28 protein-coding genes and 1 riboswitch are annotated in these 25,906 nt (G+C 46.6%); of the genes, 27 read left to right on the top strand and 1 reads right to left on the bottom strand.

Features of this window, described 5'->3' with window-relative positions:
* Positions 1–2: 2 nt before the first annotated feature.
* The 10 genes from MHI48_RS19800 (at position 3) to sigF (ending at position 8,054) form a co-directional block, all read left to right on the top strand.
* Complete coding sequence (locus MHI48_RS19800) at positions 3–1,223, top strand: endonuclease Q family protein (RefSeq protein WP_405141540.1); 1,221 nt, start codon at positions 3–5, stop codon at positions 1,221–1,223.
* A gap of 160 nt (positions 1,224–1,383) precedes the next feature.
* Entirely contained in the window at positions 1,384–2,013 is a 630-nt protein-coding gene (gene spoIIM / locus MHI48_RS19795; RefSeq protein ID WP_405141538.1) for a stage II sporulation protein M, read from the top strand.
* A gap of 107 nt (positions 2,014–2,120) precedes the next feature.
* Positions 2,121–2,588 carry a Fur family transcriptional regulator gene (locus MHI48_RS19790; RefSeq protein ID WP_036607866.1) on the top strand — a complete coding sequence of 156 codons (468 nt, stop codon included), beginning with the start codon at positions 2,121–2,123 and terminating at the stop codon, positions 2,586–2,588.
* A gap of 158 nt (positions 2,589–2,746) precedes the next feature.
* A complete protein-coding gene (locus MHI48_RS19785) occupies positions 2,747–2,989 on the top strand; it encodes a DUF4227 family protein (protein WP_017687632.1) in 243 nt (80 codons plus the stop codon).
* Between the two features lie 75 nt (positions 2,990–3,064).
* A complete protein-coding gene (locus MHI48_RS19780) occupies positions 3,065–3,955 on the top strand; it encodes a tyrosine recombinase (RefSeq protein WP_405141536.1) in 891 nt (296 codons plus the stop codon).
* A gap of 129 nt (positions 3,956–4,084) precedes the next feature.
* A complete protein-coding gene (locus tag MHI48_RS19775) occupies positions 4,085–4,909 on the top strand; it encodes a purine-nucleoside phosphorylase (protein ID WP_405141534.1) in 825 nt (274 codons plus the stop codon).
* 303 nt (positions 4,910–5,212) lie between these two features.
* Positions 5,213–6,334 (top strand): D-alanyl-D-alanine carboxypeptidase family protein, encoded by a 1,122-nt coding sequence (locus MHI48_RS19770; RefSeq protein WP_405144692.1) that lies wholly within the window; start codon positions 5,213–5,215, stop codon positions 6,332–6,334.
* A 144-nt stretch (positions 6,335–6,478) separates the two neighbouring features.
* Complete coding sequence (gene spoIIAA, locus MHI48_RS19765) at positions 6,479–6,832, top strand: anti-sigma F factor antagonist (protein WP_017687636.1); 354 nt, start codon at positions 6,479–6,481, stop codon at positions 6,830–6,832.
* Positions 6,829–7,284: an anti-sigma F factor gene (gene spoIIAB / locus MHI48_RS19760; RefSeq protein WP_036672324.1), complete on the top strand. Its 456-nt coding sequence runs from the start codon at positions 6,829–6,831 to the stop codon at positions 7,282–7,284. Before spoIIAA ends, spoIIAB begins: the two co-directional genes overlap by 4 nt.
* A 14-nt stretch (positions 7,285–7,298) precedes the next feature.
* Positions 7,299–8,054 carry an RNA polymerase sporulation sigma factor SigF gene (gene sigF / locus MHI48_RS19755; protein ID WP_036607856.1) on the top strand — a complete coding sequence of 252 codons (756 nt, stop codon included), beginning with the start codon at positions 7,299–7,301 and terminating at the stop codon, positions 8,052–8,054.
* An 86-nt stretch (positions 8,055–8,140) separates the two neighbouring features.
* On the opposite strand, the gene MHI48_RS19750 is transcribed toward sigF, so the two are convergent.
* Positions 8,141–9,070 carry a DMT family transporter gene (locus tag MHI48_RS19750; protein ID WP_405141532.1) on the bottom strand — a complete coding sequence of 310 codons (930 nt, stop codon included), beginning with the start codon at positions 9,068–9,070 and terminating at the stop codon, positions 8,141–8,143.
* 108 nt (positions 9,071–9,178) lie between these two features.
* Between MHI48_RS19750 and MHI48_RS19745 the strand changes: the two genes are divergently transcribed.
* The 17 genes from MHI48_RS19745 (at position 9,179) to MHI48_RS19665 (ending at position 25,883) form a co-directional block, all read left to right on the top strand.
* Positions 9,179–10,075 carry a helix-turn-helix domain-containing protein gene (locus MHI48_RS19745; protein ID WP_405141530.1) on the top strand — a complete coding sequence of 299 codons (897 nt, stop codon included), beginning with the start codon at positions 9,179–9,181 and terminating at the stop codon, positions 10,073–10,075.
* Between the two features lie 755 nt (positions 10,076–10,830).
* On the top strand, positions 10,831–11,487 hold the full coding sequence (locus MHI48_RS19740) for a stage V sporulation protein AA (protein WP_076328261.1): 657 nt from the start codon (positions 10,831–10,833) through the stop codon (positions 11,485–11,487).
* On the top strand, positions 11,468–11,896 hold the full coding sequence (locus MHI48_RS19735; RefSeq protein WP_026080996.1) for a stage V sporulation protein AB: 429 nt from the start codon (positions 11,468–11,470) through the stop codon (positions 11,894–11,896). The genes MHI48_RS19740 and MHI48_RS19735 overlap by 20 nt, the downstream gene beginning before the upstream one ends.
* A 24-nt stretch (positions 11,897–11,920) precedes the next feature.
* The gene (locus tag MHI48_RS19730) at positions 11,921–13,588 is read left to right on the top strand and encodes a spore germination protein (protein ID WP_405141527.1); all 1,668 of its coding nucleotides are present in this window, start codon (positions 11,921–11,923) and stop codon (positions 13,586–13,588) included.
* Positions 13,589–13,691: 103 nt separating this feature from the next.
* On the top strand, positions 13,692–15,023 hold the full coding sequence (lysA, locus tag MHI48_RS19725) for a diaminopimelate decarboxylase (protein ID WP_017687645.1): 1,332 nt from the start codon (positions 13,692–13,694) through the stop codon (positions 15,021–15,023).
* A 248-nt stretch (positions 15,024–15,271) separates the two neighbouring features.
* On the top strand, positions 15,272–15,703 hold the full coding sequence (locus tag MHI48_RS19720; protein ID WP_017687646.1) for a peptidylprolyl isomerase: 432 nt from the start codon (positions 15,272–15,274) through the stop codon (positions 15,701–15,703).
* Between the two features lie 131 nt (positions 15,704–15,834).
* On the top strand, positions 15,835–17,124 hold the full coding sequence (locus tag MHI48_RS19715) for a hypothetical protein (RefSeq protein ID WP_405141525.1): 1,290 nt from the start codon (positions 15,835–15,837) through the stop codon (positions 17,122–17,124).
* Between the two features lie 167 nt (positions 17,125–17,291).
* Positions 17,292–17,460, top strand: a riboswitch (FMN riboswitch).
* 323 nt (positions 17,461–17,783) lie between these two features.
* Entirely contained in the window at positions 17,784–18,887 is a 1,104-nt protein-coding gene (gene ribD / locus MHI48_RS19710; RefSeq protein WP_036672313.1) for a bifunctional diaminohydroxyphosphoribosylaminopyrimidine deaminase/5-amino-6-(5-phosphoribosylamino)uracil reductase RibD, read from the top strand.
* A 61-nt stretch (positions 18,888–18,948) separates the two neighbouring features.
* Positions 18,949–19,617, top strand: a complete 669-nt coding sequence (gene ribE, locus MHI48_RS19705; protein ID WP_036607839.1) for a riboflavin synthase — start codon at positions 18,949–18,951, stop codon at positions 19,615–19,617.
* A 32-nt stretch (positions 19,618–19,649) separates the two neighbouring features.
* The gene (locus MHI48_RS19700; protein WP_076318983.1) at positions 19,650–20,882 is read left to right on the top strand and encodes a bifunctional 3,4-dihydroxy-2-butanone-4-phosphate synthase/GTP cyclohydrolase II; all 1,233 of its coding nucleotides are present in this window, start codon (positions 19,650–19,652) and stop codon (positions 20,880–20,882) included.
* A 102-nt stretch (positions 20,883–20,984) separates the two neighbouring features.
* Entirely contained in the window at positions 20,985–21,452 is a 468-nt protein-coding gene (ribE, locus tag MHI48_RS19695) for a 6,7-dimethyl-8-ribityllumazine synthase (protein WP_017687651.1), read from the top strand.
* A gap of 104 nt (positions 21,453–21,556) precedes the next feature.
* Positions 21,557–22,357 carry a ScpA family protein gene (locus MHI48_RS19690; RefSeq protein ID WP_127551006.1) on the top strand — a complete coding sequence of 267 codons (801 nt, stop codon included), beginning with the start codon at positions 21,557–21,559 and terminating at the stop codon, positions 22,355–22,357.
* Positions 22,326–22,982 (top strand): SMC-Scp complex subunit ScpB, encoded by a 657-nt coding sequence (gene scpB / locus MHI48_RS19685; protein ID WP_036607834.1) that lies wholly within the window; start codon positions 22,326–22,328, stop codon positions 22,980–22,982. The genes MHI48_RS19690 and scpB overlap by 32 nt, the downstream gene beginning before the upstream one ends.
* A gap of 188 nt (positions 22,983–23,170) precedes the next feature.
* On the top strand, positions 23,171–23,902 hold the full coding sequence (locus tag MHI48_RS19680) for a DUF2953 domain-containing protein (protein ID WP_036672305.1): 732 nt from the start codon (positions 23,171–23,173) through the stop codon (positions 23,900–23,902).
* A gap of 147 nt (positions 23,903–24,049) precedes the next feature.
* Positions 24,050–24,532, top strand: coding sequence for a GerW family sporulation protein (ytfJ, locus tag MHI48_RS19675; protein WP_036607830.1), 483 nt, complete (start codon positions 24,050–24,052; stop codon positions 24,530–24,532).
* A 161-nt stretch (positions 24,533–24,693) separates the two neighbouring features.
* Entirely contained in the window at positions 24,694–25,119 is a 426-nt protein-coding gene (locus MHI48_RS19670; protein WP_036607828.1) for a holin family protein, read from the top strand.
* Positions 25,116–25,883, top strand: a complete 768-nt coding sequence (locus tag MHI48_RS19665; protein WP_051449831.1) for an N-acetylmuramoyl-L-alanine amidase family protein — start codon at positions 25,116–25,118, stop codon at positions 25,881–25,883. The genes MHI48_RS19670 and MHI48_RS19665 overlap by 4 nt, the downstream gene beginning before the upstream one ends.
* Positions 25,884–25,906 lie beyond the last annotated feature (23 nt).

Raw genomic sequence — 25,906 nt, 5'->3', positions numbered from 1 at the left:
GGATGCAAGATCAACTGGAAACGTCCACGATGTGGGAGCCCTGTTATACAGACCTGCATATCCACATCGGACGAACCTCACGTGGGGAAGCCGTGAAAATCAGCGGCAGTCGTGATCTGACATTTGAGAATATTGCCCGGGAAGCATCGGATCGCAAAGGAATTCATTTGCTTGGTGTTATTGATTGTCATTCTCCGGTTGTACAGATGGATATCGAGCAATTGCTGGAGAGTGGCACCATGTCCGAGATTGAGGGCGGCGGTATTGCCTACCAGGACACCACCATTCTGCTGGGTACAGAGATTGAGTTGCGCGAGCCTGGAATGCGTGAGTTCCATATGCTGGCGTACTTCCGTGATTTGAAAACGATGAAGTCCTTCACGGACTGGATGAAACGTTATATGAAAAATGTGAACCTCAGTTCTCAGCGTGTCTACGTGCCCGCTCTAGAGATGCAGGCCGAGATTAAGGCACGTGGTGGGCTTATTGTGCCTGCACATGTGTTTACACCGCATAAAGGCATCTATGGCAGTACGGCGCCCCGTATGAGCGATGTACTGGATACCCGTCTCGTGGATGCGGTAGAGCTGGGTTTAAGCTCTGATTCATCCATGGCTAGTCATATTCGGGAATTGGATCATGTACCGTTTCTGACCAATTCGGATGCTCATTCACTCGGTAAGATTGGACGGGAGTATAACGAACTGCAAGTTGCTGCCCCTTCTTTTGATGAATTCCGTATGGCACTTCAAGGAGAAGCCGGCAGGAAAATTGCGGCCAATTATGGACTGAATCCAAGGCTGGGAAAATATCATCGTACCTACTGTGCAGCATGTGGCAGTATTATGGACGAGCAAGCGATGTCAGCAGAGCGTTGTCCGTACTGTGGCAGTCTGAAGTTGGTGCAGGGGGTGCTGGATCGCATCCTGGCGATCTCTGATCGGGAGAGTCCTCATGTTCCTGCAAACAGACCGGCGTATCATTATCAGGTGCCACTGGAGTTCATCCCCGGACTTGGCAAAGCCAAACTGCGCCAACTACTGGACCATTTTGGTACGGAAATGAACGTACTTCATTGCACCAGTGAGGAAGAACTTGCTGCGGTTGTTGGGCCTGTGCTGGCAGGCCTGATTGTGGCTGCACGAAACGGACAACTGGAGCTGTCCTCCGGAGGTGGCGGTACGTACGGAAAGGTTGCTGTTCAGGAAAAAGCTTCGGAGTGACCCGTGTAAATACTCCTAGGTTCAACTGATAAAGCTTCACTTCACGTAGAGCCAATCTGGACAAGAAGTCATACAGGTGCATTCCGGTTCATAAGAATGACTATGAGGATGTAAATGAGAATCCTTGCAGCATGATACCGGAAAGGGGACTCGTACCTGTATGCGCTCTTCCTACTTTACATTTAAAGGTCAGACTTCGTTATATGTATTCGTGGCCGTCTTGTTTCTGGTCGGCGTCATTTTTGGCGCGCTCATGGTGAACGCATTGTCTCTTGAGCAACGTCAGGATCTGGAGGGTTATCTCGGCAATTTCTTCATGACCGTGCAGCACAGCGCACAAGTGACTGAGACCGGGACATATTGGGACATTGCCATGCTTCATCTGAAATGGGTAGGTCTGATCTTTATTCTGGGTTTATCCGTCGTCGGACTGCCCGGTATACTGGTTCTGGATTTTTTGAAAGGTGTGCTCATTGGATTCACAGTGGGGTACCTTGTTGGACAGTATTCCTGGAAAGGGCTGCTGTTTGCACTGGTGTCCGTGGCACCGCATAATCTATTTGTTATTCCGATCCTCCTGATCTGCAGTGTAGCGGCGATGACGTTTTCGTTATACATCATTCGCAATCGTGTTTTGATGCAGCGAACACCGGGTCGACAAAGGCCGTTTGCTTCATATATAGTGTTAACTTTGGTTATGGCTGCATTGCTGCTCGGCGTGGCGTCTTTTGAAACATGGGTTACACCTGCAATGATGCGTTGGGTCACGCCAATGTTACTACCGGCCTAACGTGCACCGTATAGTGTAAAATGTTGACTTTAATTACGCACTCCCCCTATAATGAAAAGAGTGGGTTAAGTTGCAGTGTGCAGTGATTTCCTAGGGGGAGGGAGAAAATGGAAGCACGGATTGATAAAATTAAGCAGCAACTACAGTCCCAAGGATATAAATTAACGCCCCAGCGGGAAGCCACCTTAAGAGTACTTCTTGAGAATGAAGAAGATCATCTGAGTGCAGAAGATGTATTCATGCTCGTTAAAGAAAAGGCTCCCGAAATCGGTCTGGCAACCGTGTACCGTACCCTCGAACTGCTGAGTGAGCTGCATGTTGTAGAGAAAATCAACTTCGGCGACGGTGTAGCGCGTTATGATCTGCGCGGAGATACATCCAAGCATCACCATCATCACTTAATCTGTGTTCAATGCGGAAGTATGGATGAAATACGTGAAGACTGGCTTGGACCGCTTGAAGAGCGTTTGGAGCGGGAATTCAACTTTTCGGTAGTAGATCACCGACTGGACTTTCATGGAATTTGTTATCGTTGCAAAGCTAAAAATGAACAGAAACCCAAAGATGAAGAATAACATAGCATATCTTCAAGCTCTCACCGGCGGTTTTGACGGGAGAGCTTTTTTGGCACCGGACATGATCTGGAGTTTCGCCCAAATGGCATAAACCTGTGTTTATGGACATACCCTGATTCAAGGACAATACCGGATTCGAATCAGGAGGGGACGCGCCCATGATTATATCAGTGCGGAGAGGGCTCCGTTTTATTCGATTTATTATATTTTTTGCCGCATTAGTTTATCTGTTCTATCATGTTCTGGACCTGTTTAATGGCTGGATCTCACCTGTGGATCAGTATCAGATGCCAACTGGCAATGCAATCAAAGTATTTCAGGAAACGGATTGGCCGGGTAATGGAGAAGGACGTCCTACGATGGCAGAGCGTCTCCGTTTGTTCTATTGGTACGGGGAGTAGCTTCGAACAGCCAGGGATGCAAATACGGGAGCAGTCTGCCAGAGCGGCAGATCTGTCAGTTGAGGAGCGTTGTACATGAAACAGACGATACATGCCTATGCCTTATACTTGGAAGATGATAAAGGGATGTCGAGCAGCACGCTTGAATCGTATCTCCGAGACGTGGACAAGTTCATTGAATTTGCTGATAAGGAATATGGCATACGCGAAGCCGATCAGGTCAGACGCACACATGTCGTCCTGTTTGCAGGTCAGCTCAAACAGGCAGGACGTGCCAATGCAACCATTGCCCGCAGCATCGTATCTCTGCGCTCCTACTTTCATTTTTTGATGCGGCGGGGTGATATTATACAGGACCCTACGTTTGATGTGGAAGCTCCCAAGGCGGACAAGACGCCACCACAGGTGTTAAGTATCCAGGAGATCGAACAACTGCTGACAGCGCCTGATATTCGTTCACCGCAGGGTGTGAGAGATCGAGCGATGCTTGAACTGTTATACGCTACAGGCATTAGGGTCTCGGAACTGATTGCCCTTGACATTCGGGATGTACAGCCAGGCATGCGCTTTATACGATGCGGTGGGGCGGGCAAGGAACGTATCCTTCCCATCGGTGCACCAGCTGCAGATTGGGCAAGTGTATATGTGGAGGAATTCCGCAACAAGTTGCTCAAAACCGATTCGGACGAGCAGGCACTATTCGTGAATGTATCTGGTAGACGTTTAACCCGGCAGGGCTTCTGGAAGCTGCTCAAAAAAGCGGCGGTGGATGCAGGAATCTCGGAAGAAATTACGCCGCATACCCTTCGTCATTCGTTTGCAGCACACCTGATTGCCAATGGGGCGGATACACGTGCGGTTCAAGACATGCTGGGTCACGTGGAGCAGCCTGGACAACAATATGGCAATCATGGTCGCAAAACCATGAAAGAGATCTATGAAACCCATCATCCGAGGGCAAGATAGATTTTGACGCATGACATTCACAAATAAATGCGGAACATTGGGCCGATTTAGGATAAAATAAATTGAATACATCCAAACGCCGTTATACATAAGACGGATCGTTTCAACTCAAGGAGGAACATACATCGCATGACAGCATTAAACCAACAAATGATTTCGGAAGCAGCATCTTATATTCAAAGCAAAAGCTCCATCAAGCCGGAAGTCGGTTTGATTTTGGGTTCAGGTCTTGGCGTACTGGCAGAACTGATTGAAGATGGCGTAAGTATCGCTTATCAGGATATTCCGCATTTTCCAGTGTCCACAGTAGAAGGACATGAAGGTGAACTATTGGTCGGAACCATTAAAGGTCGTCCAGTCGTGATGATGAAAGGCCGTTTCCATATGTACGAAGGATATGGTCCGGAATTGACTGCTTTCCCGGTACGTGTTATGAAAGAACTGGGTGTAAGTAGCCTTCTTGTAACCAATGCTGCAGGCGGCGTGAATACGTCGTATGAAGCTGGAGACTTGATGCTGATCTCGGATCACTTGAATCTCACTGGCAAAAATCCACTGATCGGACCAAATGACGCTGCACTCGGCGTGCGTTTCCCGGATCTGTCCGAAGCATATAGTCGCCGTTTGCGCGCACTGGCGAAGGATACGGCTGCATCACAAGGTTTTAACTTACGTGAAGGGGTATACGCAGGTATGCTCGGTCCGAACTACGAGACACCGGCAGAGATCAAAATGCTGCGTACATTGGGCTCAGACGCAGTGGGCATGTCCACTGTATCTGAAGTAATTGTGGCACGCCATGCAGGCCTGGAAGTGCTCGGTATTTCCTGTATCAGCAACATGGCTGCCGGAATTCTGGACCAGCCGCTGTCACATGATGAGGTTATGGAGACGACGGAACGTGTGCGTGAGTCGTTCCTGGCGCTGGTAGTGGCAGTTATTCCACAAATGTAAGCAAGATTTGAGTAGATAAGGTTACCTCTTTGGATGAGAAATCATCGGGGGGTAACCTTTTTTTGTTGTGTTGAACGTACGGTTACTCATTCGTTGAGTGCAGTGCGTTTTTTTGGCTATGACCACATTTTCAATAAAAGTTCGGGAAATCATGCTTTACATGGAATAATTTACTGGAAACGGGCCGACAATGATTAGCAGTACATGCATGGAACATGCAGTAAGCAAGTCATTTGAGGAGGTAACCTTGTGAAGAAAAGAATAATGGCATCGTTCATGACCCTTTGTATCCTGCTGTCCCTTATGGCATCAACAGCATTGGCTGAAGAAACACCGAAGGCAGCGGGAGGAACTGATCTGGCCCCGTCGGCGCGCTCTGCGATCTTAATGGATGCAGACACGGGAACGGTCATTTATGAGAAAAACAGTCATGATCAGCTGCCTCCCGCGAGCATTACAAAGATTATGACCATGTTGCTTACGATCGAAGCGATCGACTCAGGCAAGCTGAAGCTGACGGACAAAGTAAGAACGAGCGAATATGCAGCTTCCATGGGCGGTTCGCAGATCTTTCTGGAGCCTGGGGAAGAAATGACGGTCGACGATATGTTAAAAGGGATCGCGATGGCTTCGGGCAATGATGCCTCGGTAGCTATGGCTGAGAAGATCGCTGGCTCGGAAGAAGCCTTTGTACAGCTGATGAATGAGCGTGCGAAGGAGCTTGGCATGAAGGATACTCATTTTGCCAACTGTAACGGCCTCCCGGTCGATAATCATTATTCTTCCGCCCATGACATTGCCGTCATGAGCCGTGAACTGCTGAAGCATTCCGGGATTACGAAGTACACCGGTGCATATCAGGATTACCTTCGCAAAGATACGGAAAAGCCATTCTGGCTGGTGAACACAAACAAGCTGGTTCGTTTTTATGAAGGGGCAGACGGTTTGAAAACAGGTTACACATCCGAAGCGAAATTCTGCTTGTCCGCAACAGCGTCCAAGGATGGACTGCGTGTCGTTTCCGTGGTACTCGGTGAACCAAATACCAAAACGCGGAACAGCGAAGTATCTTCGATGTTTGACTATGCGTTTAGTCAATATACGATGAAGGCTCTCTACAAGGCAGGGGATCTGCTGGGTAGTCTGAAGATCGAAAAAGGTGAAGTTGCCGAATTGCCTCTGAATGCCACGCAAAATTATAGTGTGCTGATGCGCAAAGGAGCCAAATCCAATGACATCCGGCATGAATTGTTGGTTGCCAAAGAATTGAAAGCTCCGATCAAGGCTGGACAAAGTATAGGTAAACTGGTGGTTTACCAAGGCAACGACGTCATTAAGGAGTTCGACATTCAGGCTCCGCAGGATGTGAATAAGGCTGGCTGGTGGAAGCTGTTCAAGCGGACAACGTCCAAACTTTTTGACTAAACGGCGATTTCCGCGAGGTGCACGCATCCTTCAAACATATTTTGTAGTTAAATAGGGGTTTTCTTCTAGTTTTGTCGGGGGGCAGGAAAAGCCTTCGGAAGCGTAGAAATCCTTGTTCTAAGACAGGGAGGAGAGTGAGCAAACGTGAACTTGCATGTGGAAATGGAACACCATCGCGGGATTCTGATTGTACGATTATCCGGGGAGCTGGATCACCATACAGCTGACATGGTACGGATGCAAATGGATGAAGCCATCCAGCGGAGACAAAGCGAGCATCTCGTACTCAGCCTGAAAGATCTGCAATTTATGGACAGTTCGGGTCTAGGTGTCATTTTGGGAAGATACAAGCTCATTAAGAATAAAGGTGGCAAGATGGTGGTCTGTGACGTCAATTCGCCAGTGTACCGTTTGCTGGAAATGTCGGGTCTGTTCAAGATTATGCCGATATACGAAAATGAGGGAACTGCTCTCTCAGGTCTGGAGGTCGTCTCATGAATGAAGGAACAGGGACAAATTTCATGAATCTGCAATTCGCGGCCAAGTCAGAGAATGAGTCGTTTGCACGGGTAACCGTTGCTGCGTTTATCTCCCAGCTTGATCCAACGATGGACGAGCTCAGTGACCTGAAGACGGTCATTTCGGAAGCCGTGACCAACAGCATCATCCACGGATACAACAACAACTCCGAGGGTGTGGTGTCCATTCAGGCGGAGATTCGGGAAGACATGATTACCATTATTGTGGAAGACCGCGGTGAAGGAATCGAAGATCTTGAACTGGCCAAGCAGCCGCTATATACGTCCAAACCCGAACTTGAGCGGTCGGGCATGGGCTTCACCATTATGGAAAACTTTATGGATGAATTCGAAGTCAGCAGTGAGCCCGGCAGAGGCACCTCCATCAAGATGAAAAAAAGGATTGAATCCAAGAAAGCATTGTATAATTAGGGGTTGGTGTTCTTATGGATGCTGAAGTGAAACCATCTTCACAGACCTATTTGGACGATGCCGAGGTCAAACGGCTGATTGCGCTCAGTCAGTCGGGTGACCATGTCTCACGGGATACGCTGGTGAACTGCAACATCAGACTCGTCTGGTCCGTCGTACAGCGTTTTATGAACAGGGGATATGATCCGGAAGATCTGTTCCAGATTGGTTGTATCGGTCTGCTCAAGTCAGTGGACAAATTCGATCTCAGTTATGACGTGAAGTTCTCAACCTACGCGGTACCGATGATCATCGGAGAAATCCAGCGATTCCTGCGGGATGACGGTACCCTTAAGGTCAGTCGTTCACTGAAAGAGATGGCGAATAAAGTCCGCAAAAAAAGGGACGAACTGTCCAAACATCTGGATCGTTTACCAACGATTAAGGAAGTTGCCGCAGAGCTGGGGGTAACCCCGGAGGAAGTCGTATTTGCCCAGGAAGCGAACAAACCACCGACCTCCATCCATGAGACGGTATTTGAGAATGACGGTGATCCCATTACGTTAATGGATCAGATTGCCGACGAGTCTCAGGAACGTTGGTTTGACAAGCTGGCCCTGAACGAAGCCATCGGTGGTCTCAGCGAGCGGGAGCGATTAATCGTTTATCTTCGGTATTACCGGGATCAGACCCAGTCCGAGGTTGCCAGCAGGTTGGGTATATCTCAGGTGCAGGTATCACGTCTGGAGAAAAAAATACTGCAATCCATCCGCGACCAGATCGCGCAGTGATTCTGGGATTGCAACAACAATATTGGCGCATATACACCAATATACGACAACTAACAACCTTCTATCGCGCAATATGGCGAGGGAGGTTATTTGTTGTTAATACGGGGAGATCTCAAACGATTGGACTGCATGACCAGCATCATGCCAAGAATACATGCCATACCAATCCATTGATAGAAGCCAAAAGGTTCATGGAGCCATATGACGGTTGTTCCAACAGCAGCAAGGGGCTCTGCGCTCCCGAGCAGGCTAGTTTCCTTGGGTGTAAGACTTTTGAGACTCGCAATGTAAAACCAAAAAGCAATCATGGTTCCAAAAAGGATCGTAAATATCAAATAACCGTAGGTTTCAAACGTGATGTTAGCAAAATTCATTTTCCAGGGTGGGTGAATAAAACTCATTCCCAAACCACCGATGATCATAGCCCAGCCGACCACAACAAGTGAATCGAACTTTTTAATCAGTTGCACGGCATACATCGTATAAAATGCAGCTGAAACCCCAGATAACAGCCCCCATATCACTGCAAGCGAGGAGACAGATAACTGCGTAAGCGAGCCATTCGTCAGCAGGAGAAAACACCCACTGAGAGCCAGAACGGCGCATGCAAGGTCATTGCGTGTGAGGACAGACTGCTTACGGAGTGCGATGTAAATCATGATCATGACAGGGGACAGGTACTGTAGGAGTGTAGCCACCGCTGAATTGCCGTGTTTAATGGATGCCATGTACGTATACTGAACGGCAAGCATGCCCACCAATCCAAAAATGATCATCTGCCCAGCGGTTTTTTTATTTCTCCATACATCAAAAATCTGAAATCGTCCATGTGTAAACGATTGAATAACCAGTAAAAGTAACCCGGCAATCAACAATCGTACAGTGACATACCAATTGACCTCAATTCCATCCAGTTGAAACAGTTTTTGAGATACCGTACCCCCAATGCCCCAGCAGATGGCTCCCGTCAGAACGAGTACGATGCCTGAAATTTTGGGTTTTGCAGAAGTTGTCATTCTTGTTCGCCTCACCTTAAATATAAGAATAGTGTTATATTAAGGAGAAACGCGATACATTTATATCAATATTACACTTAAAAATATAACTATATTGAGATGAGGGCCATGCAGAAGATCGAATTTATCATTGATCAACATTTGAAAGAAATGACGCAACACCGTACCGATACATTATCTATAGCTTGTTATGAGACAACCATTGTTCAAAATGTTCACAGACATATTCCTCTCCACTGGCATGATGAATTGCAGTTTGTTGCCGTTCTTCAGGGTACGGCGTTGTTTCATATCAACGATCAAAAGATGATTTTGTCCAAAGGTGACGGGATTTTTATCAACAGTGGAATAATGCATATGGCCGAAGATCACGGGATGAGCGAGAACTGCATTTATTTATGTCTGAATTTGTCCCCACACGTTATCATGCCTGCGGATTTGTATATAAAGTACGTAACAGCAACTAATTTGCCTTTTCTGTATATCGAAAGAGCTAACGCTTGGGGAGAACAGATCCTGGATGTTATTTCACGGATTAGAAAAGAGTTAGTGCACCAAGTTCCTTTTTACGAAGTGAATGTTGCTTCTGCGGTGCTTAATATGTGGAAACTGCTGATTATGAACGGATATTCTCTTGAACATGATACATCAGAGATGAGCAGAAACAACCGAATGAAAGACATGTTGCAATGGATTAATCTCAATTATGCCGATCCAATTAAGCTTGAAGATATTGCAAAGGCTGGACAGTTAAGTCGATCGGAGACATGCCGTTATTTCAAGCAAATCCTGAAAACCACACCCATGCAATATGTGATAGAGTACCGCATCCAAAGAAGCATTGAACTATTGCAATCCTCCAAGCGTAGCATCACCGAAATTGCCTATGAGGTCGGTTTTAACAGCACGAGTTATTACATTAACCAATTCCGGAAAACAATGAATTCAACCCCTTTACGATTTAGAAGGGAATTGAACAAAAGAGACAAAGAAAATAATTCTTGAATTATTGTTCATGATCCGTGAACCTATCTACCAATACCGAAGAGTCGCCCATACGGCGACTTTTTTTGATATGTAAAATAATGCTTCACACTCAGTTGCGCTTCAAATCCCCAAATTTCTAAAATTAATATCCAGAAGCTACCTTCACAAGTCATGGAATTTTGAGCAAAATAACCCCAAAAAGCTCATCTTTCAATTCCCTTCCTGCCACCTCCCCAGCATATTTATTTCAAACGTTTGGAAACGGGAGGACGAGGGGTAGCGGAGGGATGGAATCGGTCGAAAGGAGCGAAGCGTGAGGGTTCATCTAAGGATACATAAGCAACGCAGGCGGCAGATTAGACCTGAAGAAGCGAAGCGTGCGCCTTTGTCTCCAAATTTCTACACAACTGTAGTCTAGACGGTCCCAGAAGACAACTCCAAAGTCATAGAATTTGAGCAAAATAACCCCAAAAAGCTCATCTTTCAATTCCCTTCCTGCCACCTCCCCAGCATATTTATTTCAAACGTTTGGAAACGGGAGGACGATGGGCAGCGGAGGGATGGAATCGGTCAAAAGGAGCGAAGCGTTCGCCTTTAGCACCGGATTTCCTCCTTGAAAAGGAGAGTTCAAGAAATCCGGGGATAACAGCGACCAATGACCGATCCATCCCGCAGCGTCAACTAAACATTCCACCTTTTTTCCAACCAGTTTGTAATAAATTTGCACATTCTTCAAATACTAACCTAAATTACGCAGTAAAGGAGTGCTATGGATGTCCCAGACACCCACTCCAATGGTCTATATTCGTCTGCGCAGCCGTATTCGCATCCAGAGGGGCAGAGCAGTCAAGCTTGGAGATATTGCACATGTACTGACCTCTTCTGAAGACCAGGAGGGCAGGCTACTGGAGCTTGAACTGCTGCGCCCTGGACCGGAGGATGGCAATCTGATCCTCATTGATATATTGCAGATTATTCCCCGAATTCGGAACATCTTGCCGGAGGTAAGTGTGGAACTGATTGGATCAGGCCATACGTTGGTTGAAGTCATTGCAGGAAATGGTCAACCTTCCAAGTCTCTGTTCATATTGGTTTGGCTGCTGCTGTTCTTCGGATCAGCCTTAACCATTATGAATTTTCATGCCGATGTGAACATGCAGGAAGTACAGATTCGTATTGTGGAGATGCTTACTGGGCATCGGGACGAACATCCCTATCTGTTCCAAGTGGCGTATTCCATTGGCATTGGATTTGGAATGGCAGTATTTTTTAATCATTTGTTCAAGAAAAAGTGGAATGAGGAGCCTACTCCGCTGGAAGTGGAGATGTTCCTATACCAGCAAAATGTAGATAAATATGTGGTGATTGAAGAAAGCGAACGGATGCACGAGCAGGAACGCAGGGAGATGAATGCGGATGAGCGTTCTTAATGGAGCAATCAGCATTGTATTGGGTATTGCAGGGGGGATTGCCGTAGGGAGCGGCGTAATTGCGCTCATTCTGGTGCTCGATATGATTCCAAGGTTGGCTCAACTTACGCAATCGTATGACAAAACTCACTGGTACGAAGGGGCGCTAATTGGTGGTTCACTGCTCGGGACGGTGGCGGACTTCTGGCATTGGAAAATGCATGGGGTGCTGCTGCTCAGCCCGATCGTTGGTTTGTTCTGTGGCGTGTTCATCGGTCTGCTCGCCGCAGCGCTCACTGAGGTACTCAATGTACTGCCCGTGCTAGCCAAACGATTGGGCATGAAACCTTATTTGTTTGGATTACTGCTCGCCATGATTTTGGGCAAAATGACAGGTTCCCTGTTTGATTTTTTCATATATCAGCGGTAACTCGTGGCCATAGGAGGATGGAAGATGGATGAACGAACGGAGCACACAGGCCAGGAAAATAGTGAAGGTATAACGGAAGAGATGTTACACAAGTCTGCTTATGAGATTCAGAAGGAAGAAGAGGAGAAAGCGTACAATAAGAAAAAACAAAATGAGATGTCCGACAGCATTGAGGAATCCGTACAATATTGGCAGGAAAACGATGATATCTCCCCACGCATGAGTGAGAATAGATATACACTGCAACAGGTACTGGGGCTTGGAGAATCGTTCGACGTGAATATGAGGGAAATGGTCCTAGGTGGTAAGCACGTTGGATTGCTGATGATCACCGGCTTCGCCAAGGATGAGATTTTGCTTGAAGTCTTGAAAAGATTAACCTATCTCACGCCGGATGACGTCTCAGGACATGCACTCAAATCCTATTTTGAATGTTACATTCCCCACATTCAGGTGGAAAAAGTCGAGAAGATGAGTGCTGTCATCAACAAGGTCCTTACCGGTATGAGCGCAATGTTCGTTGAAGGAGATCGCTCGGTCTTAATTATGGATACCCGGAGTTACCCGGTTCGTTCACCAGAAGAACCTTCATTGGAAAGGGTGGTCCGCGGTTCCAGAGACGGCTTTACCGAAACGCTCTTGACCAACGTGACCTTAGTGCGTCGCAGAATACGCGACCCTGGACTGAAATTTGAGATCATGCAGGTGGGGCGGAGAACACAAACCGATGTCTGCGTGGTGTACATTGACGATATTGTGGATAAAGTGCAGGTGGATTCAGTCCGGGAAAAAATTCAACGAGTGGATATCGATGGTATTCCCGCCGCCGATAAACAGCTGGAAGAAGCGATTATCAACAAGGGATGGAATCCGTTCCCACTCGTTCGTTATTCGGAACGACCAGATGTTACAGCTTCTCATTTGCTGGAAGGACGAGTCGTCATTTTCGTAGACACTTCCCCCAGTGTGATGATTCTACCAACGACCTTTTTCGACCTATGTGAGCATGCGGAGGAGAACAGACAGACGGCCTTGATGGGAACATATTTACGATGGGTGCGTTTTGCAGGGATTCTCATCTCGTTGTTTTTATTACCGCTGTGGTTGCTCATGGTTATTGATCCTTCGATTAAACCGATGGGACTGGACTTCATTGGTCCACAGGAAAATGTAAAGCTACCGCTAATTCTACAGTTTCTCCTGATCGAACTTGGCGTCGATTTATTACGGATGGCAGCGGTTCATACGCCTACACCTCTGGCATCGGCCATGGGCTTAATCGCGGCCATTCTAGTCGGGGATATCGCGGTGAAAACAGGATACTTTGTTAATGAGGTTGTGCTCTATATGGCCATCGCAGCCATCGGAATGTTTGCCACGCCGAGTTACGAGCTGGGGCTCGCCAACAGGCTAGTCAGGTTGTTTCTGCTCATTGCAGTAGCGATATTTAAGGTTCCGGGGTTGGTCGTGGGCTGTACATTACTCATATTGGCACTCACCGTTCACCGGTCGTACAATTCTTCGTATCTCTGGCCTTTTATACCGTTTAATGCAAAGGCCTTGGGCAACTTTTTATTCCGGCTTCCGCTGCTGGAAAATAAAAAACGTCCATCATTCAATAAAACCCGTGACAACACCAAAATGTCCGATGATCCGGACGGGGAATTGCAAAAAAGTAAAAAACACAAATGATCTTCCGAAAAATCCATTCATCTCGCTGCCTAATTTGATATACTGGTGTAAAATCATTGGAATATCAATTGTTCCAGTATATAAAAAGTGAGGAATGCAGATTATGTATTTACATGGTACAAGTAAAATAAATGCGCAAGGACATCTGGAGATTGGCGGAGTTGATGCAACAGATCTGAAAGAACAATTTGGAACACCCCTGTACGTTGTGGACGAGCAATTGGTTCGCGAGCGTTGCAGAGAGTACATGGAAGCATTCCGTGCTTCCGGATTGGGCTTCCAGGTTGCTTACGCAAGTAAAGCATTCTGTGTAATGGCGATGTGTGCCCTTGCAGCTGAAGAAGGACTTTCCCTGGATGTTGTATCTGACGGTGAACTGTTTACTGCACTGCAAGCAGGATTCCCGGCTGAGCGCATTCACTTCCACGGTAACAACAAAACGCTGGAAGAGATCGAAATGGCTCTTGATGCAGAGATTGGATGTTTTGTTGTTGATAACTTCAATGAATTGCATCTGTTGCAGGCTGTAGCAGCGGACAAAAATCGTAAAGTAAACATTTTGCTTCGTGTGACGCCTGGTGTTGAGGCACATACGCATGAATATATTTCCACAGGTCAAACGGATTCCAAATTTGGATTTGATATCGGTAATGGTACAGCATTTGAAGCGATTGACTTGGCTTCCAAGCAGTCTAACCTGGTATTGCTCGGTGTGCATTCCCACATCGGTTCCCAGATCTTCGAAGTTGAAGGCTTCCAGATGGCTGTTCAACGTGTTGCTGAATTTGCAGCAAGCGTATATGAGCGTCTTAACGTTGCATTCAAAGTGGTTAACCTTGGTGGTGGATTCGGAATCCGTTATATCGATGGAGATACGCCACTTGAAGTTGCGCAATACGTAAAGGCTATTACAGATGCCGTTAAAAATCATTTTGCTCAAATCGGCTATGCCGTACCTGAGATCTGGGTTGAGCCAGGCCGCAGCATCGTGGGTGAAGCGGGAACAACGCTGTATACCGTTGGAACTAGCAAAGACATTCCAGGCGTGCGTAAATACGTTGCCGTTGATGGTGGTATGACCGATAACCCACGTCCTGCTTTGTATGAATCCAAGTATGAAGCTGTGCTTGCCAATCGTGCGAATGAGGCTGCTCAGGAAACAGTATCTGTTGCGGGTAAATGTTGCGAGAGTGGCGATATGTTGATCTGGGATCTGGACCTGCCAAAAGTGGAAAGTGGCGACCTACTCGCTGTAGCTTGCACAGGTGCGTATAACTACTCCATGGCGAGCAACTACAACCGGATTCGTCGTCCAGCCGTTGTCTTTGTCAAAGACGGTCAAGGGGATGTCGTGGTACGCCGTGAGACGTATCAAGATATCATCCAGAATGACCTGGTACCTGCGCGCATTGGAAAACAGCCAGTTACTCGCTAATTCGTCAAAAGATAATGCGTTTCTGCATTATTCAAGATATAGGGATTTTGCAGTTGAAGCAGATGAAAAAGGAACTTCCTTTTTCGTCTGCTTTTTGCGTATTGGAGCTAAATCATGAAAAAAGTTGCCGTTTTTTTTGCGATCCAGACATTTTCGGTGTACACTAAGAAAAGTGCTGTAATGCTTGGCCCAGGGTCATGCGTTCTGGCACCATTAACGATGGTCAATACGAAAGGAGTCATTTACATATGGCGAAACAAGCGAAAATTAAATTGGCAAACGGCGGAGAAGTTCTGATCGATCTGTTCGATCAAGAAGCTCCAAACACAGTAGCAAACTTTGAGAAACTGGCTAACTCCGGTTTCTACAATGGTCTTACTTTCCACCGCGTTATCCCGGGCTTTGTAGCTCAAGGCGGATGCCCTAACGGTTCCGGTGCAGGTGGCCCAGGTTACACAATCAACTGTGAAATTAACCCGAACAAACATGAGCGCGGAACACTTGCTATGGCACATGCTGGCCGTAACACAGGTGGAAGCCAGTTCTACATCTGCTACCAACCGCAACCACATTTGGATGGACAACATACTGTATTTGGTAAAGTAACTAAAGGTATGGAGTTCGTGGACGCTTTAGAAGGTAAAGACAAAATGGAAACTGTTGAAGTTGTAGAAGCTTAATACCTTCACCTTAACTGGGTCCAACATGAAGTGCTTCTTTTATAGAAGCACTTTTTTTATTTTTTTTACATACTTGAAATCGATAATTAGAAAGGATGAATATAACCTTGGATATGGTTACTCAGCTAAGCTTGTTAAAACAAATTTATAGTGAGCGCACGTTGTGGGATGAAGAACTGCAGGCATCGCGCCATGTCGTTCCGGATAGTCTATCGGTAAAGGATCGAGAAGCGCTTGAGGCAGCCGGGCATGAACCGAATCGCTTTGTACGTCCGCAACATGATGAAACGATTACTGAGCTGAAAAAAGTTGCGAATCAATGGACGATCAATGATGCAGCGCAGGCCTTTGTATCCTCTTTGTGGTCAGCACCCATGATCTGGCGTTCGTTGCTTACGGGCAAGCTAATTGCGAGCAGTATGCCAAGTCATGAACATACGCCATATCCATCTTCAAACACTTGTAAGATCTGCGGATTAAGTGTAGATCAAGCAACCGACACAACGCTGCAATGGTATTGGCGGATGACCAATGGAACCCCGTTGGACGGTGATCCTTTTGGATATGTGTTGGCACTTCGAGAGCTGGCTACTGCGCAGGAGCTTCCAATACCCAATGAGTACGACCGCTGGACATTCCGTGCGGTGTTAACGGTGCTGCGCGAATTACCTCCCAAAACACGTTACAGCAAGGCAGCAGTAGCGCTCAAGAAGGAACGTCTTTTGCCTACACAGAAGGAATATGCCTACCGTGATTTACTTGAGACGTTAGCTCTGATTGGCATATTGGATACGCCGGAACATCCTGGAATGATCACGGAATTCACCTCTTACATGCAGCGTGACGCACGCCCCAATGTGCGGGTTGAAGTGCAGGCCCCTCTGGCGTGGTGGGACTCATCTGTCGGAATTAATGAGAACAACCTGAACAAGATATTTCATGATTTTGATCTGAATAACATATCACTTGCGGATAAGCCTGATGAGAGTCCAGCTGTAAAGGACACGATCTTAGGGGCATTGGAGAAGAAGAGAAGTGTTCGCGGAAAAGTACCAAAGGCATCTCCTGATGCAGGTACCGGGGAGGTACAGTCTGGCGATGTGTATGCTGTTCGGGTCCGGGAAGGTGTATGGGTGACTGTATATTGTCATGAAGTCAGAGACAAGCGCGTCATTGTCGAATATCTGGATGGAGTCTTCCCAGAGATGCCGGGAAAAGCAGATTTGCATGGGACGTTTCGACCGAGAGCGAATGGACGCTGGAAATGCTCGGCTATTGCGATTGATTCCACAAGTTGGGTCAGAAGGGTGGCAAGAGAGTTCCCGCTTCCGACTTCGCCCCTGCAAGAACCTGATCGCACTCCATTCCATAATGCCAAAGAATTAAAGCATATGGCGAGCTGGTGTTTTCCTGATATGTAGAATGATACGATGGGTGTGAAATGGGCCTCCAAGCAAAAACCGTGCCTCCTTGAGAGGAAGCGGTTTTTGTTGTTTCTTAGCTTATTAAAAGTTAGTATGTGACAAAAAGGAACAAAAAACAATTGATTTTTTGGCATTAAAGTGCTAACATCCAAGTAATAACGAAAGCAATCCTTCAGGGCAGGGTGCAATTCCCTACCGGCGGTGATGCAGGAAGTGTAAGGACCTATGTGTCCAGCACTTGATGCAAAGTCCGTGACCTGTCTGCCATTGGCAGATGGCTGATCTGGTGTAATTCCAGAACCGACAGTATAGTCTGGATGGGAGAAGGAGAGGTGCAGACCTAACAGGTTTGCATTCAGCAGGAGTATTGCTGCACAGTCACGATTTGTGATGTCTTGCACTGTGCAGGGAAGATCCGGTTACGCCGGACAGTTCCATACATATGCCGCACTATAAAAGCTCTTTACCTGTAATTAATGTTCATTAAGGTATGTGTCTATTTTCACTTGCCCGAAATGAAGTTTTGGGCAAAGTGTTGGCGTGCTGTATCCATTTCACTCCTGCTGGTGACATTTGTCTCTCATCATCCCCATCGAACTGATTGTTCGACGGGGATTTTTTAATAAACAAGACTTTAAACCGCGGGGTGAACGGATTTGGAAATGATCAATGATGAATTTTATATGGCACTGGCATTGGATATGGCGGAACGAGCACAGGGACAGACGGGGATTAATCCGGTTGTTGGATGTGTGGTTGTGAAAGAAGGCCGTATTGTAGGCCTGGGGAGCCATCTGAAACGTGGAACCGGTCATGCAGAGGTGCATGCACTTAACATGGCAGGCAGTGATGCAGAGGGAAGTACGGTATACGTTACACTTGAGCCTTGTAGTCATTATGGCAAGACGCCACCTTGTAGTGAACGCCTGATTCATGAAAAGGTGAAACGTGTTGTGGTATGTTGTGAAGATCCAAATCCGCAAGTATCCGGCAGGGGTATAAGCATGCTTCGTCAACAAGGCATTGAAGTTGAAGTTGGCGTACTGCGTGAGCGAGGAAGACGCATGAATGAAAAATTCATTAAGTTTATTACAACGGGTCTACCTTTTGTGACACTGAAAACGGCTACTACTTTGGATGGCAAAATTGCTACTCGCAGCGGAGACAGCAAGTGGATCTCTAACGAGCCCGCTCGTGAGATTGTGCATGCCCTTCGTCATCGTCACCAGGGAATTATGGTTGGCGTCGACACGGTAATCGCCGATAATCCGGAACTTACAACCCGTTTGCAAGTCGAAGGCATTAGTCCAGTGCGCATTGTAGTGGATTCCAAGTTACGTCTCCCCGTAGGTGCCAAAATGGTTAAGGATGGTCTTGCTCCAACATGGGTGCTGACAACAGACGAAGCCAGTCCTGAAGTTGCTGAACGTTTGGAAGCCTACGGCGTCGAGATTATACGCTGTGGTCCTGGACCACGTGTGGATCTGTTAAACGGTCTTAGCAAGTTGGGTGAGCGTGACATTGGTTCAATTTTGCTTGAAGGTGGAGGCACCTTGAATGGAGCCATGCTGGAGGCAAGGTTGGTCGATCGACTGCTCATGTTTATCGCTCCGAAGATTGTAGGCGGTTATGATACACCTGGAAGCTTCCGCTTCGAGGGTGTGGAACGTATGAATCAGGCGATTCAATTGAATCAGTTGGAGATCGAACAAGTTGGAGATAATATCAGCATTGGCGGTATTCCGGTGTGGCCTGAATAAATAAATGGATTTGAAAGTAGAAAGTTAGGTTCTTTATAACTTGAAAAAGGGAGGCGGCAGCATGTTTACCGGTTTGGTGGAAGAAGTCGGTCAGATCCGGCGTATTGGTCGGAAAGGCGAAGCGATGGTCCTGAATATCGGAGCTTCCGCCATCATGGACGATCTGAAGATTGGTGATAGTGTAGCAGTGAACGGCGTGTGCTTAACTGCGACAACGCTCGAAGGTGGAGGTTTTACCGCCGATGTAATGCCTGAAACCTATCGCCATACCAATCTCAGTCAGCTGCAATCTGGCAGTAAAGTTAATCTGGAGCGGGCCATGCAATCAGGCGGTCGTTTTGGCGGACATATCGTTCAGGGCCATGTTGATGGTACTGGAGTGATTGGCAGTATAACACGTGATCAGAATGCAATTGTGTTTGAGATCAAGCCTGATGATCACCAGTTGTTCAAATATCTGATCCCTAAAGGATCGGTTACACTGGATGGCATTAGCTTGACCGTTGTCCATACATCGGATACCGCATTCACGGTTTCCATTATCCCGCATACCATTGGTGAAACTGTACTAAATGTGAAAAAGACAGGGGATACCATTAATATCGAATGCGATATTTTGGGCAAATATGTGGATCATCTGCTCCAGTATGGGAGAGGACATCGGGAGACGGGTGCTGGCAAGCCGCGCAGTATCAGTGAAGATTTTCTCTCCAATCACGGATTTGCATAAATAGAGAACAGAAATTAACTGGAGGTGGACCAATGTCAGAACAATCCATTCTGGACACAATAGAAGAAGCCATATATGATCTCATGCGTGGTAAACCCGTCATTGTTGTGGATGATGAAGATCGGGAGAATGAAGGCGATTTTATCGCTTTGGCCGAAAAGGCGACGCCTGAAGTCATTAATTTCATGATTACTGAAGGTAGAGGTCTGGTCTGTGTTCCGATTACACAACAACGTGCGGACGAACTTAACCTGAAACCGATGGTTCAACAAAATACGGATTTCCATGGAACAGCCTTCACCGTCTCTGTGGATCACAAAGATACAACAACAGGTATCTCGGCACATGAACGCTCTATTACCGTGAAAGGTCTAATCGATCCTGAGGCGAAAGCCGGGGACTTCCGTAAGCCTGGTCACATGTTCCCTCTGATTGCAAAAGACGGCGGTGTACTTCGTCGTGCCGGACATACGGAAGCGGCTGTAGATCTCGCTATCATGTGTGGTTCCTACCCTGCTGGCGTTATTTGTGAAGTGATTAAGGAAGATGGCACGATGGCCAGACTTCCGGATCTGCAGGAGATTGCCCGCAAGCATGATCTGAAGCTGATCAGTATTCAGGACATGATTCGTTACCGTAACGAAAAAGAGCAGCTGGTTCAACGTGAAGTGGCTGTGCGTATGCCAACGGACTTTGGTGAGTTTCAAGCGGTGGCTTATACAAATGCTGTGGACAATAAGGAACATGTGGCTCTGGTCAAAGGAGAAATTGATGGTTCGAAACCTGTGCTTGTACGTGTGCACTCTGAATGTTTGACAGGTGATGTATTCCATTCGCATCGTTGTGACTGTGGTCCGCAGTTTGATGCGGCACTCAAACAGATCCATGAGGAAGGCAATGGCGTACTGCTTTATATGAGACAGGAAGGTCGGGGTATTGGCCTGATCAACAAACTCAAAGCCTATAAGTTGCAAGAGGAAGGTATGGATACTGTTGATGCAAACCTGAGTTTGGGTTTTGCTGCTGACTTGCGTGATTACGGAATTGGCGCTCAAATTCTGAAAGACCTTGGGGTTCGTCAGATCAGACTGTTAACTAACAACCCTCGTAAAATTAAAGGCCTTGAAGGATATGGACTTGAAGTCGTAGAGCGTGTCGCGATCCAGATGGAGGAGAACGAGGACAATACGGTGTATCTTCATACCAAGCAAGCCAAGCTGGGGCATATGCTCAAGTTTGATGATATCGAGCAGAACGAACAGTAAATATATTTTAGATGAACAACGTTCACCATGTAATTTATGGAAGAGATTACTTAGGGATTTCCGTTACTTACATTACATTATACCGTTAGGGAGATGACTTGAATGCCACAATTTTTTGAAGGACATTTAGTATCAGAAGGATCCAGATATGGAGTTGTCGTTGGACGTTTTAACGAATTCATTACCAGTAAATTGCTTAGCGCAGCACTCGATGCGTTCAAACGCCACGGCGTGCAGGATGATGAAGTGGATGTAGCCTGGGTTCCAGGTGCGTTCGAAATCCCTTTGATTGCGCAGAAAATGGCGGAGAGCGGCAAGTATGATGCGGTGATTACCCTGGGAACCGTTATTCGTGGATCAACTACGCATTACGATTATGTGTGCAACGAGATGGCTAAAGGGGTAGCAGCAATTAACCTGAAAACTGGCGTGCCTACGATCTTTGGACTGGTTACAACAGAAAATATTGAACAAGCGATTGAACGTGCCGGAACCAAGGCGGGTAACAAAGGTTGGGATGCAGCTACGGCGGCAATTGAGATGGCAAACTTGACGAAACAGCTAAAATAGTGCTTATTTAATAGTAGTGCCCTGCTTTGCGCAGACGAACACGGGAAACCGGATTCGGACGGCTTAGCAGGGTTTTGTATTTTTCTGGCGGGAGGATTCGTCTAGTGACGGTAGTTACATACAAACTGGAGACTTTTGAAGGCCCTTTGGATCTGCTGCTTCATCTGATTGATAAGGCTGAAATTCATATCCAGGATATTCCCATCAGCGATATTACCGATCAATACATGGCGTATCTGCATTCGATGCAGGAACTGGAACTGGATATTACGAGTGAATTTCTGGTCATGGCAGCAACATTGCTGGCGATCAAGAGCAAACTTTTATTGCCCAAACCACCGGTCATTGAGGACTTCGAGGATTATGATTTTATGGAAGAAGAAGATTATGATCCACGTGCAGAGCTGATTGCACGTCTGATAGAATATCGCAAATACAAGGGAATTGCGCGTCATCTTCATGAACGGGAGTGGGAACGCAGCCTTATATTTTCCAAAGAGCCCGAGGATCTGCGCCCCTATATGCCCGTAGAAGCCCAATCGAATCCGGTTGAGGGTTTACACACCTCTGACCTGATTGCAGCCTTTCAGAAGGCGCTACGTAAGGCTGAGAAGCGCACAACTGTAACTCGAATCAAACGGGATGAGATTTCGGTTAAAGACCGGATACGGGATGTCATCGGCGCTTTGGAAAGTATGGGGCCGGGAGGCAGACTGTTATTCTCCAAGTTGATGGATGAACATATCTATCGCCATGAGATTGTTGTCACTTTTCTGGCGGTGCTGGAACTGATGAAGATGAAGCAGATTGTCTGTTATCAGGAACGGATGTTTGAGGATATCGTTATGGAGTGGAGAGGGGAAACAAAGAATCATGGATTTTCCGAAATTGAAATCGATTATTGAAGGCCTGCTGTTTTTGTCCGGAGAAGAAGGTCTGAGTATCAAACAAATCGCCGAGATCGTCGACCAGCGAGTGGAGCTTGTAACGGACGCGATTGAGGAGATGATTCATGAATTTTCACAGCAGGGACGAGGTGTACAGATTCTCAAGATCGCTGGTGTAGTTCAGTTGGGCACCTTGCCTGACCACGCTGTATATTTCGAGAAACTGGCATACTCTCCCGCGCGTACGTCCTTATCCCAAGCGGCTCTGGAGACCCTGGCTATTGTAGCGTACCGGCAGCCCATTACACGGGTAGAGATTGAGGAAATCCGCGGTGTAAAATCGGAGCGGGCCATTCATACGCTTGTGAATAAGGATCTAATTATTGAAGTGGGACGAGCCGAGGCGATCGGACGACCAATTCTGTACGGAACGACCAAGTCATTCCTGGATTATTTCGGATTAGCTTCAATCAAAGACCTTCCGGAACCAGGTTTGTTCGAAGATTCGGAAAACCTGGAAGAAGAGACACAACTGTTATTCAACAAACTGGATTTGCAACAACTGGAACCGGAAAGTGCTGATCCGGCGGATGATCTAAGTCATATCGACAACGAAGACGATAATAACGATTCTTCACTCTAATTTGCAAGCTCATACTAACCGACACCCATCAGTGGAGTCGGTTTTTTTGTGCATTATTTTAGATAAACGATGTGTAAAACATTTTCCAAACAAATATGAAATGGGATTTTTAGGTCAGACGTGAATTTTTTCCTATTCAGAGTGCCATACTAGACGAGAAAAGAATTGAGGGCTTGGAGGTAAGGCCTGTGTGGATTTGGCTTGGAGGAATCGGTTTGTTGTTCGCATTGCTGATTGCCGCAGTCCTCATCTCAAATGTTCATGTACATTTTACATTCAGTAAACATAAAAGTGATGATTACGCCAATATTAATGTTCGTCTTCTCTATGGAATTGTGCGGATTAACTATGAGATCCCGAGTATTGTTTTTCGCAATATGAAGGAAGGTTTTCTGGTCAAGACCGAACAATCCATGAATCATTCGAGAGGCGAGGCCCAGGGAAGCGAGCGGGTCAACAAACGCAAAGTCAAAAAGTGGGCTAAAGATGTAAAAATTATGCTTAGGGCAACGGACGCGCTCAAGCTGTGGCTGAAGCAAACACTTACACGCGTACATATGACCCAACTGTCCTGGGCTACCCACATCGGCGTTGGTGATGCAGCATATACAGCGGTGCTGACGGGCTGGGTGTGGAGTATCAAGTCCATTATTATTGGTTTTCTCACCTATCAGATCCGCTTTGATGAAACTCCTGTGCTTCAGGTTATGCCGGTATGGTCCGATGAAATGGAATTTAGAACAGAACTTGATTTCAGAGTGAAAATTCGGATTACAGCCGTTCTGATCGCTGGAGTTACACTACTCACCCGTGTGCTTCAAGTCGAAGGCGGATGGCGGATGTGGTTCAAGCTTCTTCAGGAACAGCGCCGCAGGCATAAGGAGAAGCAAAAGAAGAAACTTAGTGGGACAACAGTATAAAAACCCATCATAGTCGGTCTGTTTTTGGGAATGTAAGGTTGGGATTTGGTGAGTGTATTTAAAATGCTTATTACATAAGTCCCTTCAAGTTTGGGGATGATATGGTTAGATCAAACCTAGCTTACATTGAAACTGGAGGGAATTTAAATGTCAGATCATCCAATTCAAGGCTTAATGGAAACCGCAATGGAAAATATCAAGGCCATGGTGGATGTCAATACAATTGTTGGCGATGCAGTCGAAACACCAGATGGTACCGTGATTCTGCCAATCAGTAAGGTGGGATTCGGTTTTGCTGCCGGTGGTAGTGATTTTCACGTTAATGGAGAAAGTAGTGGCAAAAGTGGTGCTACGGGTACCTCTGCTGAACATGCGAGTTCAGCTAAAGTTGCTTCTCCGTTTGGTGGCGGTAGTGGGGGCGGTGTATCCATACGTCCTATTGCGTTCCTGGTGGTAGGTAAACAGGGGGTACACATTGTACCACTTGATAACTCCACACATCTGTTTGAGAAACTCATTGACTCCACCCCTTATGTTCTGGACCGTATTCAAGGCATGTTCCAACGGAATACAACACCAACGAATACTACAGGTGTACCGGTTACACCAGATCCATCAACGTACAGCTGAATCATTTCGTTATGATCCCTCCCGCATCCAAGCGTGAGGGATTTTTGCTGTTTGTATAGCGAATGGTGAGTGTTTTTTCGGACGTTTCCGTATCGTATGAGACTTATATCTGTGATCCGCCTAACCTAGACATGAAATAGGTTATTGAAGGGGGAACGTTAATGCACAGAGACACCGTTTTTATGGTTTTGTTTGGCTGGCTGCTATCGGCAGTCGTGTATTTAGTAGGAGGAATTGATCACCTGTTTATTGCCGTGACCATCTTTGTGGGGCTGGATTACATCACAGGGGTGCTGTCTGCATGGTATAGGAAGGAGTTATCCAGCAGGGTTGGATGGTGGGGGCTTGCTCGTAAGTCATTGACATTTGTTTTTGTCATTATTGCACATCAACTGGATATGGTTGCAGGCAATTCCAATGATTTTATGCGAGATGCAATGTTAATGTTCATCATTGGTACCGAAGGAATCAGTATTTTGGAGAACATGGGGAAACTGGGCCTGCCTGTACCGAAGTTTATCACTTCAGCACTCTTTAAGCTTCGAGGCAATGAAGATCAAGTTGAAGATAAGGAGAAGATGTCATGATACAGATCACCAAGGATTACATACCTGTTAATAAATACAGTCGGGCCGGACTTAAATTAAAAGCGAAACGTGGAATTGTGATGCATTATACGGCATCTCCCGGAGCGCCCGCGAAGAACATTAGCAAATACTTTGCAAGTTTGGCACAGCAGGATTCCAATAAAGCAGTGAAAGGTCGTTATGCAAGCGCACACTTCTCGGTAGATCGAACTTCCATATATAACAGTCTACCGGATGATGAACTGGCCTACCACTGCGGGAGTGCAACATACACGAAGGAAGCGCTAGCCAAACTTGGGACATATCCGAACAATAGTACAGTGGGCATTGAGATGTGCATTGAAAAGGATGGCAGTATTCATGAAGATACATTTAATAACGTTGTAGACCTCGCGGTATACCTAATCAGGGAACGGGGCTTTCCACCCGTCTTCTTCACACATAAAGAAGTGGTTGGATGGAAGGAATGCCCGCTGCCATGGATTAAACAACCAGGTGAATATGAAAGATTTAAGCAAGCAGTACATATAAAATTAAACCCACTACAAGAAGTAGCAGTCACGGAGGATGATGATATGAATACGGTTCTGGATTATGCACAATGGGCCTGGAATGAACTTGATCAGTACATTGGAGATGCCTACAACGACAAGGTGATTGAAGATTGGGCATGGGTAGAGAAGGTACGCAAGAAGAAGTTAACCTATGGAGAGTTGCTGTTACTGAAGGTTTTAATTGATGAGCGTAGACGTAACAAGTCCTGACCCAAAGTACATCTCAGATAGAG

Origin of the sequence: Paenibacillus sp. FSL H7-0942, from assembly GCF_045040715.1 — a bacterium.
Classification (GTDB): domain Bacteria; phylum Bacillota; class Bacilli; order Paenibacillales; family Paenibacillaceae; genus Paenibacillus; species Paenibacillus amylolyticus.
This window is presented reverse-complemented; position numbering and strand designations above follow the sequence as displayed.

What these genes read in the sequence shown, in the direction of transcription:
- MHI48_RS19775 (WP_405141534.1), top strand. Translation starts at nt 4,085, where the DNA reads ATGACAGCATTAAACCAACAAATGATTTCGGAAGCAGCATCTTATATT.
- MHI48_RS19750 (WP_405141532.1), bottom strand. Translation starts at nt 9,070, where the DNA reads ATGACAACTTCTGCAAAACCCAAAATTTCAGGCATCGTACTCGTTCTG.
- MHI48_RS19790 (WP_036607866.1), top strand. Translation starts at nt 2,121, where the DNA reads ATGGAAGCACGGATTGATAAAATTAAGCAGCAACTACAGTCCCAAGGA.
- sigF (WP_036607856.1), top strand. Translation starts at nt 7,299, where the DNA reads ATGGATGCTGAAGTGAAACCATCTTCACAGACCTATTTGGACGATGCC.
- spoIIAB (WP_036672324.1), top strand. Translation starts at nt 6,829, where the DNA reads ATGAATGAAGGAACAGGGACAAATTTCATGAATCTGCAATTCGCGGCC.
- MHI48_RS19735 (WP_026080996.1), top strand. Translation starts at nt 11,468, where the DNA reads ATGCGGATGAGCGTTCTTAATGGAGCAATCAGCATTGTATTGGGTATT.
- lysA (WP_017687645.1), top strand. Translation starts at nt 13,692, where the DNA reads ATGTATTTACATGGTACAAGTAAAATAAATGCGCAAGGACATCTGGAG.
- MHI48_RS19670 (WP_036607828.1), top strand. Translation starts at nt 24,694, where the DNA reads ATGCACAGAGACACCGTTTTTATGGTTTTGTTTGGCTGGCTGCTATCG.
- MHI48_RS19665 (WP_051449831.1), top strand. Translation starts at nt 25,116, where the DNA reads ATGATACAGATCACCAAGGATTACATACCTGTTAATAAATACAGTCGG.
- scpB (WP_036607834.1), top strand. Translation starts at nt 22,326, where the DNA reads ATGGATTTTCCGAAATTGAAATCGATTATTGAAGGCCTGCTGTTTTTG.
- MHI48_RS19720 (WP_017687646.1), top strand. Translation starts at nt 15,272, where the DNA reads ATGGCGAAACAAGCGAAAATTAAATTGGCAAACGGCGGAGAAGTTCTG.
- MHI48_RS19770 (WP_405144692.1), top strand. Translation starts at nt 5,213, where the DNA reads ATGGCATCAACAGCATTGGCTGAAGAAACACCGAAGGCAGCGGGAGGA.
- ytfJ (WP_036607830.1), top strand. Translation starts at nt 24,050, where the DNA reads ATGTCAGATCATCCAATTCAAGGCTTAATGGAAACCGCAATGGAAAAT.
- ribE (WP_017687651.1), top strand. Translation starts at nt 20,985, where the DNA reads ATGCCACAATTTTTTGAAGGACATTTAGTATCAGAAGGATCCAGATAT.
- spoIIM (WP_405141538.1), top strand. Translation starts at nt 1,384, where the DNA reads ATGCGCTCTTCCTACTTTACATTTAAAGGTCAGACTTCGTTATATGTA.
- MHI48_RS19730 (WP_405141527.1), top strand. Translation starts at nt 11,921, where the DNA reads ATGGATGAACGAACGGAGCACACAGGCCAGGAAAATAGTGAAGGTATA.
- ribE (WP_036607839.1), top strand. Translation starts at nt 18,949, where the DNA reads ATGTTTACCGGTTTGGTGGAAGAAGTCGGTCAGATCCGGCGTATTGGT.
- MHI48_RS19780 (WP_405141536.1), top strand. Translation starts at nt 3,065, where the DNA reads ATGAAACAGACGATACATGCCTATGCCTTATACTTGGAAGATGATAAA.
- MHI48_RS19785 (WP_017687632.1), top strand. Translation starts at nt 2,747, where the DNA reads ATGATTATATCAGTGCGGAGAGGGCTCCGTTTTATTCGATTTATTATA.
- MHI48_RS19740 (WP_076328261.1), top strand. Translation starts at nt 10,831, where the DNA reads ATGTCCCAGACACCCACTCCAATGGTCTATATTCGTCTGCGCAGCCGT.
- MHI48_RS19700 (WP_076318983.1), top strand. Translation starts at nt 19,650, where the DNA reads ATGTCAGAACAATCCATTCTGGACACAATAGAAGAAGCCATATATGAT.
- MHI48_RS19800 (WP_405141540.1), top strand. Translation starts at nt 3, where the DNA reads ATGCAAGATCAACTGGAAACGTCCACGATGTGGGAGCCCTGTTATACA.
- MHI48_RS19745 (WP_405141530.1), top strand. Translation starts at nt 9,179, where the DNA reads ATGCAGAAGATCGAATTTATCATTGATCAACATTTGAAAGAAATGACG.